This is a genomic window from Nocardia pseudovaccinii NBRC 100343, assembly GCF_001613225.1.
Lineage (GTDB): Bacteria > Actinomycetota > Actinomycetes > Mycobacteriales > Mycobacteriaceae > Nocardia > Nocardia pseudovaccinii.
In genome coordinates, this window is record NZ_BDBY01000221.1 from 23907 (window position 1) to 35977 (window position 12071).

Below are 12071 nucleotides of genomic sequence, written 5' to 3' on the forward strand. Positions count from 1 at the left end.
CGCTATTTGACGATACATTATTCAACGATACGATCCGGGGAGCGCGGGAGGCACTGTGGCTGACGTATTGCATGACGAGGACGTCGGGTATCAGAAGAGTCTCCGCCCGCGTCAGTTACAGATGATCGCGATCGGCGGCGCCATCGGGACCGGGCTGTTCCTCGGTGCGGGCGGTCGGTTGGCCAGCGCCGGTCCCGGGCTGGTTCTGGTCTACGCCGTATGCGGAGTGTTCGTCTTCTTCGTGCTCCGCGCGCTGGGCGAGCTGGTACTGCACCGTCCGTCGTCGGGGTCGTTCGTCTCCTACGCCCGCGAGTTCTACGGCGAGAAACTCGCGTATGCGGTCGGCTGGATGTATTTCTTCCACTGGTGCATGAGCGGCATCGTGGACATCACCGCCATCGCCACCTATGTCCACTACTGGTCGGCCTTCGGCTCGATTCCGCAGTGGGTCATCGCGCTGATCGCGCTGGCCGTGGTGGTGGCGATCAATCTAATCTCGGTGCGCTGGTTCGGTGAGCTGGAATTCTGGGCCGCGCTGATCAAAGTTGTCGCGCTGGTGAGCTTTCTGGTGATCGGCACGGTCTTTCTCGTCGGCCGCTTCCGGATAACGGGCGAAAGTACCGGGCCCGGTGTCCTGCGCGACCACGGCGGACTGTTCCCGACCGGGTTGCTGCCGTTGGTCGTCGTCACGACCGGTGTCGTATTCGCCTACTCCGCAGTGGAATTGGTGGGCACCGCCGCCGGAGAGGCGGAAAATCCCGAGAAGATCATGCCGCGCGCAATCAACTCGGTGATCGCGCGCATCGCCGTGTTCTACGTCGGTTCGCTGGTGTTGCTCAGCCTGCTGCTGCCCTATACCGCTTTCCGTGCGGGGCAGAGCCCCTTCGTCACGTTCTTCGCCAAAATCGGTGTGGAGGGTGCGGATTCCGTCATGAACCTCGTGGTGCTGACGGCGGCATTCTCCAGCCTCAATGCGGGCCTGTACTCGACGGGTCGAATCCTGCGCTCCATGTCGGTGAACGGCAGCGCGCCCGCCCGCGCCGCCAAGCTGTCGGCGAACGGGGTTCCCTACGTTGGAATTCTGGCCACCGGTGCGATCGCCCTGACCGGCGTCGGACTCAATGCGGTGGTCCCCGAGCAGGCTTACGAGATCGTGCTGAACATGTCGGCCCTCGGCGTCATCACCGCCTGGGCGGCAATCGTCCTGTGCCAATTGCAACTCTGGCGCTGGTGGCGCGACGGTCGCGCGAGCCGCCCCGCATTCCGCCTGATCGGCACCCCCTACACCGGCATCGCCACCCTGGTCTTCCTCGCCGGTGTGGTAGCGCTGATGGCGAGCAGCGGAAGCGCCGAACAGCGCAGCGCAATCGTCGCCGTACCGCTGATCATGGTTCCGGTCCTGGTCGGTGGCTGGTTCCTCAGACGACGAACCGCGAGAGCGCCAGTCCAGACGGCGGCGGACTCCGAATCGTCTCAATAGAAACGCCGGTCGGTCACGGCGAGTCGCTGAAGAATCTGATTTCCCCGTTTAAGGGGTGCTCTGGGGTGGTATCTATCCAACGGCAGGCCGTGACCTCTGCATACTTCGGGCTATTCGGACGGGAATCGGTCACACACGTGACAACTGAATCGGTGAGTTCCTAGGGGTCGACTCGGGGACGAGCCCTCGAACTTGGATCCGCGGACGGTCGACAGAGGGTGAGACGACGTGCGCGGTACCCGTCTGCCCGCATAAACGCGAACGGACGGGCTGCGCGGCGCCCCCGGCAGGAATCGAACCTGCGACCTAGGGATTAGAAGGCCCTTGCTCTATCCAACTGAGCTACGGAGGCAGTGGGTTCCACCATGGCCGACATTGGCCGTGCTGTCCAGCGCGCCAAGTATAGCGACCGTCCAGATGGCTAGGTTCTTAGCGTCAGCAACATTTCAGCCACCTGCCGTGTGCGGGCCAAGCGAGTCGCGGCATGATCGACATCGCACCTCCGATCCGTTAGCCACCATATCGGCCCAAACCCCGCCGGGCCACGCATTAAGGGCCGACTACGCTCAGTGCCATGTCGTCACCGCAGGACCCGTCCGTCGCACCCGAGCTCGAAACGGGTAAGCCGGGCTCCGGGGCGACCTTCGCGACATTGACGGTGCTGGCCGGTGCCATCGCCGCGGTGGTCGCCGCGATGATCGTCGGACTGTCGGCGGCGCAGGCGCTGAGTCTGCTCGGCATTCCGGATCCGGGACCGCTGACCACCTATGGGCTGCCCGCGGTGCGCGCACTCGCCGATCTGTCCGCGGCGCTGACCGTCGGCTCGCTGCTGCTCGCCGCATTCCTGGTGCCGCCGCAGGCCGATGGGCTGCTCGACGTCGGCGGGTATCGGGCGGTGCGGCGCGCCTCGAACTTCGCGTTGACCTGGGCGAGTTGCGCGGCGCTGCTCATACCGCTGACGGTGTCGGACACCACCGGGCAGCCGGTCGGGCAGATCTGGCGGCCGGAGCAGCTGTGGCGCGCGATCGACCAAGTGGAACTGGCCCAGGCGTGGCGCACGACGGTGGTGTTCGCGCTGATCGTCGCGGTGGGTTGCCGCCTCGCACTGCGTTGGGGATGGACCCCGGTGCTGTTCGGCGGCGCGCTCGTGACCATGATGCCGCTTGCGCTGACCGGGCATTCCTCCGCGGGCGGCGCGCACGACCTGGCCACCAACAGTCTGATCCTGCACCTGGTTTCGGCCGCGGTATGGGTCGGCGGATTGTTCGCGGTGCTCGCGCATGCGCTGCGCGGCGGCGACCACACCGATGTCGCGGCCAGGCGGTTCTCGCTCACCGCCACCATCGCCTTCGTCGTGATCGGCGTCAGCGGCGTGATCAATTCCTGGGTGCGCGTGCCGTGGAGCGATCTGTTCACCACCACCTACGGCCGACTCGTTATCGCCAAGGCCTGCGCACTCGCAGTCCTCGGCGTATTCGGATATCTGCAGCGCCGCGCCAGCCTCCCCGCGCTCGCGGCGAATCCGCGTGACCGCGCCGCGCTCATCCGATTCGGTGGGCTGGAGGTGCTGATCTTCGCGGCAACGATGGGTCTGGCCGTCGGGTTGGGGCGCACGCCGCCACCGCCGCCGACCAGTGTGCCGATACCGGCCGAGGTGGAACTCGGCTACACCCTCGACGGTCCGCCGACGGCCTCGCGAATACTGTTCGACTGGCGCTTCGATTTGATCTTCGGCACGCTGGCCATCGTGCTTGCCGTGCTGTACCTGCTCGGGGTGCGACGGTTGCGCGCGCGGGGGGACGCCTGGCCGGTCGGGCGGACCATCGCCTGGTTGTCGGCCTGCGCAATCCTGCTTTTCGCCACCTCGTCGGGGGTCGGGCGGTACTCGCCCGCGGTCTTCAGCGTGCACATGGGACAGCACATGGCGCTATCGATGCTCGCGCCGATTCTGTTCGCGCTCGGCGGTGCGGTCACCCTGGCGCTGCGGGCGTTGCCTGCGGCGGGGCGCGGCGGCGTTCCCGGGCCGCGGGAGTGGATTCTGGCCGCGGTGCACAATCCGGTCTCGCGTTTTCTGACCCATCCGATCGTCGCGTCGGTGATCTTCGTCGGCGGGTTCTACGCCCTGTACATGGGCGGCATCTACGACTCGTTCGTCGACTCCCATGCGGCGCATCTGATGATGAATCTGCATTTCCTGCTCAGCGGCTATCTATTCTATTGGGTGGTCATCGGCATCGACCCCAAGCCACGCCAGGTGCAGCCGCTGACCAAGCTGGGCATGGTGTTCGGGTCCCTGCCCTTCCACGCCTTCTTCGGCATCGCGCTGATGAGTATGACCACTGTGATGGGCGGATGGTTCTTCCGCGGTCTTGCCCTCGGCTGGAACAGCGACCTGCTCGGTGATCAGCGCACCGGCGGTAGCCTGGCGTGGGCCAGCGGTGAGGTGCCGTTGGTCGTGGTGATGTTGGCGCTGCTCATCCAGTGGTCGCGCAGCGATGCGAAACTCGCGAAACGGACCGACCGGGCCGCCGATCGCGACCACGACGCGGAGCTGGCCGCCCACAATGCCATGTTCGCCGAGCTGGCCAAACGTGATCGAGGAATACGTCATTGAGCTCCCATCGAGGTGCAAGCGTGAGTGAGCGGAGTACCGCGGTGGTCGAGAACAGGCACGCCCGACGGGTATATCGATCCGACGTGCGGGCGGCCCGCAGACGGCTGGCCGGTCAGGTGCGCAAGACGCCGGTATTCCATACCTCGATCATCGGACCGAACGGGCCGGTTCCGGTCACGCTGAAACTCGAGTACCTGCAGCACGGTGGGACATTCAAGGTACGCGGCAGCTTCAACGCACTGCTGGAGTCCTCGGCTCAGGTCGACCACGTGGTCATCGCCTCCGGTGGGAACGCCGGGATCGCGGCCGCGCTGGCCGCGGCTCGTCTCAGCAAGACGTGCACGGTCGTGGTCCCGGAGTCTGCGCCGCATACCAAGGTGGCCGCGATGTGGTCCTACGGCGCCGAAGTGCTGTGGCACGGAACGACTTACGCGGAGGCCTACAAGTACGCGACCGAGCTCGCCGAAGAGCGGGGGGCGTTGCAGCTGCACGCCTACGACCTGCCTGCCGTGGTCGCCGGTGCGGGTGTCGTCGGGCTGGAGTTGGAGGAGCAGGTGCGTGGGCGGCCGCCGGTGCTGGTCGCGGTCGGTGGCGGCGGGTTGGTCGCCGGGATCGCCGCGGCGTTGGGGCGGCGCCAGCAGGTGGTCGGGGTCGAGCCGGAGGGCATTCCGACGCTGAACGCCGCGCTGCAAGCGGACCGTCCGGTGGAGGTGAACGTCCGCAGCATCGCGGCGGATTCCTTGGGCGCCAATCGAATCGGGGATATCGCGCTGGATGTCGCGCGACGCTATGAAGTCCGGTCGCTGCTGGTGACCGATGACGCCATCTCGACCGCTCGCGAATATCTGTGGCGCGAGTTCCGCGTCGTGGTCGAACTTGCCGGGGCAACGGCGTTGGCCGCCGTGCAGAGCGGTGCGTATGTGCCTGCCGAGGGTGAGCGGCCGGTGATCGTGCTGTGTGGCGCCAATACCGATCTGGCGGTGCTTTAACTCGCTCGGGGGTTTTGAAGCAGCAACTGTCCACATGTGGCGAGGTTGTCCACATTCGGAACTCGGGTCGGTCGGAGGGGGCGCGGAGCCGTCAGGCTGAAAGGGCATCTCGGTGAGAGAGCCGGGAGCCGGACGGATCGAAATGTAAAGGGGCGGAATGATGTATGAATCGATGGTTACCGTGATCGGTACCGTGGTGACCCATCCGGTCAAGCGCGATCTGACCAATGGCGAGCAGGTGGTGAGCTTCCGGATGGCGAGTAATTCCCGGCGGTTCAATCCGGAGACGGGTGAATGGGTCGACAGCGGGACCCTCTACCTCACCGTCAGCTGCTGGCGTCGTCTGGTGGTCGGTGTCGACGCCTCGTTGCGGCGCGGCGATCCGGTCATCGCCTACGGTCAGCTGCGCACCCACGAGTACCGGGCCAGGGATGGCGTGGAGCGGCGTGATGTCGAGATGCGCGCCACCTCGATCGGGCCGGATCTGTCCCGCTGCACCGCACAGGTGGTCCGGCGCGCGGTTTCGGGCCCGGCGTCGGGACCCAGTACCCTGGCACGGAATAGTTGTGACCGATCCAGCGCTGATGACCGTGCACGCGTCGATGGGGAGGGACCGGGGGAGGACGCGACGTCCCTGACTTCCGCACCGCCCCGGCTCGCGGATACCGAGCCCGTCGACGCTTGACCGCAGGCCGGATACCCCCGGCGACAGTGGTGGCTCTGCTGCATTCCATCCATACCCACACCGATAGGCTTCCCTGTATGGCTGAGTTCATCTACCAAATGAAGAAGGTTCGCAAGGCGCACGGCGACAAGGTCGTGCTCGACGATGTCACCTTGAACTTCCTTCCCGGCGCGAAGATCGGCGTCGTCGGCCCCAATGGCGCGGGTAAATCCAGCGTGCTGAAGATCATGGCCGGACTGGACCAGCCGAACAACGGAGACGCCTTCCTTTCGCCGGGTGCCACGGTTGGCATCCTGCAGCAGGAGCCGCCGCTGAACGAGGAGAAGACGGTCCGCGGCAATGTCGAGGAGGGCCTCGGCGAGGTCAAGGTGAAGCTGGATCGCTTCAACGAGATCGCCGAACTCATGGCCACCGACTACTCCGATGAGCTCATGGACGAAATGGGCAAGCTGCAGGAGTACCTCGATCACGCCGATGCCTGGGATGTCGACTCCCAGCTCGAGCAGGCCATGGACGCGCTGCGCTGCCCGCCGCCGGACGAGCCGGTCACCAACCTCTCCGGTGGTGAGCGCCGCCGCGTCGCACTGTGCAAGCTGCTGCTCAGCAAGCCCGACCTGCTGCTGCTCGACGAACCGACCAACCACCTCGACGCCGAGAGCGTGCTGTGGCTCGAGCAGCACCTGGCCTCCTACCAGGGCGCCGTCCTCGCCGTCACACACGACCGGTACTTCCTCGACAATGTCGCCGAGTGGATCCTCGAACTCGACCGCGGCCGCGCCTACCCGTACGAGGGCAACTACTCCACCTACCTGGAGAAGAAGGCCCAGCGGCTCGAGGTCCAGGGTAAGAAGGATCAGAAGCTGCAGAAGCGGCTCAAGGAGGAGCTGGCCTGGGTGCGTTCCGGCGCCAAGGCTCGCCAGGCCAAGAACAAGGCCCGCCTCGGCCGGTACGAGGAGATGGCTGCCGAGGCCGAGAAGCACAGGAAGTTGGACTTCGAGGAGATCCAGATCCCGGCGGGTCCGCGCCTGGGCAATGTGGTCGTCGAGGTCGAGCATCTGGACAAGGGCTTCGGGGATCGTCAGCTCATCAAGGATCTGTCGTTCACCTTGCCGCGCAACGGCATTGTCGGTGTCATCGGTCCGAACGGTGTCGGTAAGACCACGCTGTTCAAGACGATCGTCGGGCTCGAATCGCCCGACAGCGGTGAGGTGAAGGTCGGCGAGACGGTCAAGCTGAGCTACGTCGACCAGAACCGCGCGGGCATCGACCCGAAGAAGAATGTCTGGCAGGTCGTTTCCGACGGGCTGGACTTCATCGAGGTCGGCAACCAGGAGATGCCCTCGCGCGCCTATGTCAGCGCGTTCGGCTTCAAGGGGCCGGATCAGCAGAAGCCGGCCGGGGTGCTCTCCGGTGGTGAGCGCAACCGCCTGAACCTGGCGCTGACCCTCAAGCAGGGCGGCAACCTGATCCTGCTCGACGAGCCGACCAACGACCTCGACGTGGAAACGCTGGGTTCGCTGGAGAACGCACTCGAGCAGTTCCCGGGCTGCGCCGTGGTCATCTCCCACGACCGCTGGTTCCTCGACCGCACCTGCACCCACATCCTGGCGTGGGAGGGTGACACCGACAACGAGGCCAAGTGGTTCTGGTTCGAGGGCAACTTCGAGGCATACGAGGCCAATAAGATCGAGCGCCTCGGCCCGGAGGCAGCCCGCCCGCACCGGGTGACGCACCGCAAGCTCACCCGCGACTGAGTCCGGCGTCCGGCGGGGCGGTTGCCATGTGCACGGCCCCGCCGGATCGGCTTTGTGGCGGCCTGACGCTCGTCCGCGCGGGGCTCTCCGGGCAGCCTCCTCCGCATCCGCATGGCGGCTGAGTCGAGCCGAAACAACCATGTTTCGACCGGGCAAAGCGGCAGATGCATCCGGTTTCGGATGCCGTTGCCGAGGTGGCGGGCGGTGGCCGGAATCGTGAGCGAGAGGACGGCTAGCGCGCGCGGTACACCTACCGGCTGAGACTGTCCCGCGCCGCCGAGCGGGGGCCTGCTGGCCGAGTGGGACCGCTGCCGATGGGTGTGGAACCGATGTGTCGGCGAATCACGGGACGCCCACCGGGCCGGGGAGAGGATCGGCCCCGCTGGGCTCGATAACAAACTTATTGGCTGGCGGGCCGAACTCGACTGGCTTCGGGGCGTGGCGTCGGTTCCGGCAACAGATCATCCGCGACTTCGGTAACTCTCGCGCGAAAGTGTTGAGCGACGTCAAAAACCTTGTCCCGCAACATCGTCGGGCGGGAATCCAGCCGACAGCGCCAGGACCGCCGCCCGGGAAGTGGGCCAAGCGGGTGACACGGGATTTCGGCCAGAACTTCGATGCGAAAGCCGAGCACCGTCTCCTGCTGTCCGAACGCACCTTGTGTGAGAACTGCGGACACACGTCCCCGTAGGACAAGGAACTCCGCACACGCAGTACTGAATCCCCCGCCTGGAGGCGGGGGAGGAATCAAATCTGTGCATGACGATGTCGAGCGGTCGTTCTGTCGAAGGAATTGCGGCCAACACGCGCCGCACGGTGTCTCCACCGAAGGAAATACGGTCGACACACGCCCTTCCAAAGATCTGACTATGGTGGGGAACGTGCATGCGCAGGCGCAGTCCGGGCATTGGGTCGCTACCACCGCGATTGCGTCTACCTGACGTTGCCGGTCCGATCGGGAGCTGTGCCGGGACCATGACCTCGGCAATCAAGCGGCGAACGCTGCGGTATCGGTGAACACCCTGCATTTAGAAGGGAATTCACCCACGCGTCAGCATGGCACAGCTACTCTCGGACCGGCGTCACTTTGTTGCGGAACCGAATCCGAGGAGTTGGCGAAAAAATGACGGTCTCGTCCGAATTGTCCAGCGCGGCGTGGGCCGCGAGTTTGCCGCAGTCGCTGCGCGGCGAGCTCGCAACCCTCGAAGAGGCGTATTTCCGCCACGTCGACGCGGGCGATGTGGACTGTGCGATCACCGGGATCACTCAGATCTTCCGGCGGCATATGGAACTCGCGATGACCCGCCCCGCCGGGCGGGCGCTAGTACGGGTCTACCACCCCGACGACGGCTCCGGACTCGGCGCCGCGGTGCAATTGGTCACCGACGATATGTCGCTGCTAGTGGAGTCGATCACCTCCTCGCTGAGCCGGATGGGCGTCAGCGTGAGCGAGGTGATCCACCCGATCTTCGAGGTGACGCGCGATCCGGACGGACGGCTGATCAGCGCCGCGCCACACGAGGTCGACAGCAACGGCACCGATGGCCTGCGCGAATCGTGGATGCATCTGCAACTGCACCCGTCGACCAGTGCGGCCCTGTTGGGCCGGATCGAGCAGTCCATACCGGACGTCGTCGCGGATGTGCGTCAGGTCATCGGTGACACCGAGGCCATCAAACAGGTGCAGAGCAATCTGGCCGATGAACTGGAGGTAGCGGCGAAAACCGGCCACGCGCCGTTCTCCGATACCGATCTCGTCGATACCGCGAATCTGTTGCGCTGGTTGGCCAGTGGCAATTTCACCGTGCTCGGCTATGCCCGCTACCGGCTCAGCGCCGATCGGGAACAGACGATCTCGAACCCGCTGCCCGGCACCTGCCTCGGCGTGCTGCGCCCGGATGTCGGCACCGACTTCCATGTGCCGATCAACGCCGGCGACCGCCAGCTGCTCATGCTGACCCAGGGCTTGGTGCCCGCCACCGTGCACCGCTCGGTGTACCCGTACTTCATCGGCGTCGCCGACTTCGACGAGTCCGGCACCATCGTCGGCGAGCACCTGTTCATCGGTGTCTTCACCGTGACCGCGGTACATGAGAACGTCATGGATATCCCGGTGATCGCGCGCCGGGTGCGTTCGGTGATCGAGGAGAGCGGCTTCGATCTGGATTCGTTCTCCGGACAGGCCATGCTCGAGGTCATCCAGTCGTTTCCGCGCACCGAACTGTTCTCCTCCGATGTCGAGACCATGCGTCGCACCGCGACCGCGGTGCTGAATGTCGGTCTGCGCCGACAGGTTCGGCTGTTCCTGCGCTCGGACGGCTACGGCCGGTTCGTCGCGTGCCTGGTTTATCTGCCTCGGGATCGCTACACCACGCGGGTGCGGCTGGAGATGCAGGAAATCCTGGTGCGCGAACTGGGCGGTGTCTCCATCGACTATTCGGCGCGGGTCAGCGAAAGCGAGCTGGCCAGTGTGTACTTCACGGTGCGCATGCCGGAGTCCGAGCTCGGGGTGCCGCGCGAATCGGTTGCCCAGGCCGACACCTCCGAGGCCAATCGGCTGCGCATCCAGAACCTGCTCGCCGAGGCGACGCACACCTGGGACGACCGCCTCAACGATGCGGTGAGCACCTCGACCGTGCTGGATCCCGGCGTGGTGCAGCGCTACGCCGAGGCATTTCCGGAGGCCTACAAACAGGATTTCGCCGCCGAGCGCGCCCTGGCCGATGTGGTCCGGCTGGAGGGCCTCGCTTCGGGGTCCATCGACCAATACCTGTATCGCCGCGCGGATTCGGTGCCGGGTTCCTGGCGGTTCACGCTCTACATCGGCGGCAGCGGCATCTCGCTGAGCCAGGTGTTGCCGGTGCTGCAGAGCCTCGGTGTCGAGGTGGTCGACGAGCGGCCGTATCAGATTCTCTTGGATCCGGTGCTCGGCGATGACGGTGGCGAACGCTGGATCTATGACTTCGGCTTGCTGGCTCGCCCGGAATTGCTGCGCAGTTCGCTGGACCGAGATCTGGATGCCGAACTGCTGGAGTCTTCGGCGAGGGCCGATGCGCTCGAATCGGAGGAGCGTGGGCTGCACGACCGGTTCACCGAGGCCTTCGAAGCGGTCTGGTTCGGGCGTGGCGAAGCCGACGGACTCAATGAACTCGTGCTGCGCGCCCGGCTGACGTGGCGGACCGCATCGATCCTGCGGATGTACGCGAAGTATCTGCAGCAGGCCGACTTCCCGTACAGCCAGGCGAATATCACCAGGGTGCTGCTCGCCTATCCGGATATCGCGCGGCTGTTCGTCGATCTGTTCGCGGCGCGGTTCGATCCGGATACCGAATCGGCCGAGCACGCCGCCGAACTGGAGACCCGGGTCCGCGGCCGCATCGATGAGGTTGTCAGCTTGGACGCCGACCGGATCCTGCGTGCGATCCTGTCGCTGGTCAAGGCGACGCTGCGGACGAACTACTACGCAACCGATGGCCAGGGCAATTCGCGCGGGTACATCTCGGTGAAGGTGGAACCGCGCGAGATCGCCGAATTGCCCAAGCCGAGGCCGCAATTCGAGATCTTCGTGTATTCGCCGCGGGTCGAGGGTGTGCATCTGCGCTTCGGTCCGGTGGCGCGTGGCGGGTTGCGCTGGTCGGACCGTCTGGAGGATTTCCGCACCGAGGTCCTGGGCCTGGTGAAGGCCCAGGCGGTGAAGAACGCGGTCATCGTGCCGGTGGGTGCCAAGGGCGGTTTCGTGGTGAAGCAGCCGCCCGCCGCTACCGGTGATCCGACCGCGGATCGGCAAGCGCTCGGCGCGGAGGGCGTCGAATGCTATCGGACCTTCATCTCCGGTCTGCTCGATGTCACCGATAACGTCGACCGCGCGACCGGTGCGGTACTGCCGCCCGAGCGAGTCATCCGCCGCGACAGCGATGACACCTACCTCGTGGTGGCCGCCGATAAGGGGACCGCGACCTTCTCCGATATCGCCAACGACGTGGCCCAGCGCTACGGCTTCTGGCTCGGTGACGCATTCGCCTCCGGTGGTTCGGCGGGTTACGACCACAAGGCGATGGGCATCACCGCCAAGGGTGCGTGGGAGAGCGTGAAGCGCCACTTCCAGGAGATGGATATCGACACGCAGACAACCGATTTCACCGTGGTCGGGGTCGGCGATATGAGCGGCGATGTCTTCGGCAACGGCATGCTGCTGTCCGAGCACATCCGATTGGTCGCGGCCTTCGACCACCGGCACATCTTCCTGGACCCGGAGCCCGTTGCGGACACCTCGTTCCGGGAGCGCCAGCGGATGTTCGCGCTGCCGCGGTCGTCCTGGGCCGATTACGACACCTCGCTGATCAGCACCGGCGGCGGCGTCTGGGATCGCACCGTGAAGTCGGTGCCGATCAGCCCGCAGGCCCGGAAGGCGTTGGGGCTGGCAGATGATGTGGTCGCGCTGTCACCGCCGGAACTGGTGCGGGCGATTCTGCTCGCGCCGGTTCAGCTGCTGTGGAACGGCGGCATCGGCACTTACATCAAGGCGAGTACCGAGACCAATGCCGAGGTC

6 protein-coding genes and 1 tRNA gene are annotated in these 12071 nt (G+C 65.6%); 6 read left to right on the forward strand and 1 reads right to left on the reverse strand.

The window, feature by feature from the left end; genetic code table 11:
- Positions 1-55 precede the first annotated feature (55 nt).
- Positions 56-1480 carry an amino acid permease gene (locus NP3_RS28115; protein WP_245721144.1) on the forward strand — a complete coding sequence of 475 codons (1425 nt, stop codon included), beginning with the start codon at positions 56-58 and terminating at the stop codon, positions 1478-1480.
- Positions 1481-1758: 278 nt separating this feature from the next.
- Here NP3_RS28115 and NP3_RS28120 read toward each other — a convergent pair.
- Positions 1759-1832, reverse strand: a tRNA-Arg gene (locus NP3_RS28120).
- Between the two features lie 222 nt (positions 1833-2054).
- On the opposite strand from NP3_RS28120, the gene NP3_RS28125 reads away from it, so the two are divergent.
- The 5 genes from NP3_RS28125 to NP3_RS28145 form a co-directional block, all read left to right on the forward strand.
- Complete coding sequence (locus NP3_RS28125) at positions 2055-4094, forward strand: bifunctional copper resistance protein CopD/cytochrome c oxidase assembly protein (RefSeq protein ID WP_063044619.1); 2040 nt, start codon at positions 2055-2057, stop codon at positions 4092-4094.
- 20 nt (positions 4095-4114) lie between these two features.
- Entirely contained in the window at positions 4115-5083 is a 969-nt protein-coding gene (locus NP3_RS28130; protein ID WP_084509081.1) for a threonine/serine dehydratase, read from the forward strand.
- A gap of 157 nt (positions 5084-5240) precedes the next feature.
- A complete protein-coding gene (locus tag NP3_RS28135) occupies positions 5241-5768 on the forward strand; it encodes a single-stranded DNA-binding protein (RefSeq protein ID WP_245721145.1) in 528 nt (175 codons plus the stop codon).
- A 77-nt stretch (positions 5769-5845) separates the two neighbouring features.
- Positions 5846-7522 (forward strand): energy-dependent translational throttle protein EttA, encoded by a 1677-nt coding sequence (ettA, locus tag NP3_RS28140; RefSeq protein WP_063044621.1) that lies wholly within the window; start codon positions 5846-5848, stop codon positions 7520-7522.
- A 1123-nt stretch (positions 7523-8645) separates the two neighbouring features.
- Positions 8646-12071 (forward strand): NAD-glutamate dehydrogenase domain-containing protein (locus NP3_RS28145; protein ID WP_063044622.1); only part of this gene is annotated, 3426 nt, incomplete at its 3' end.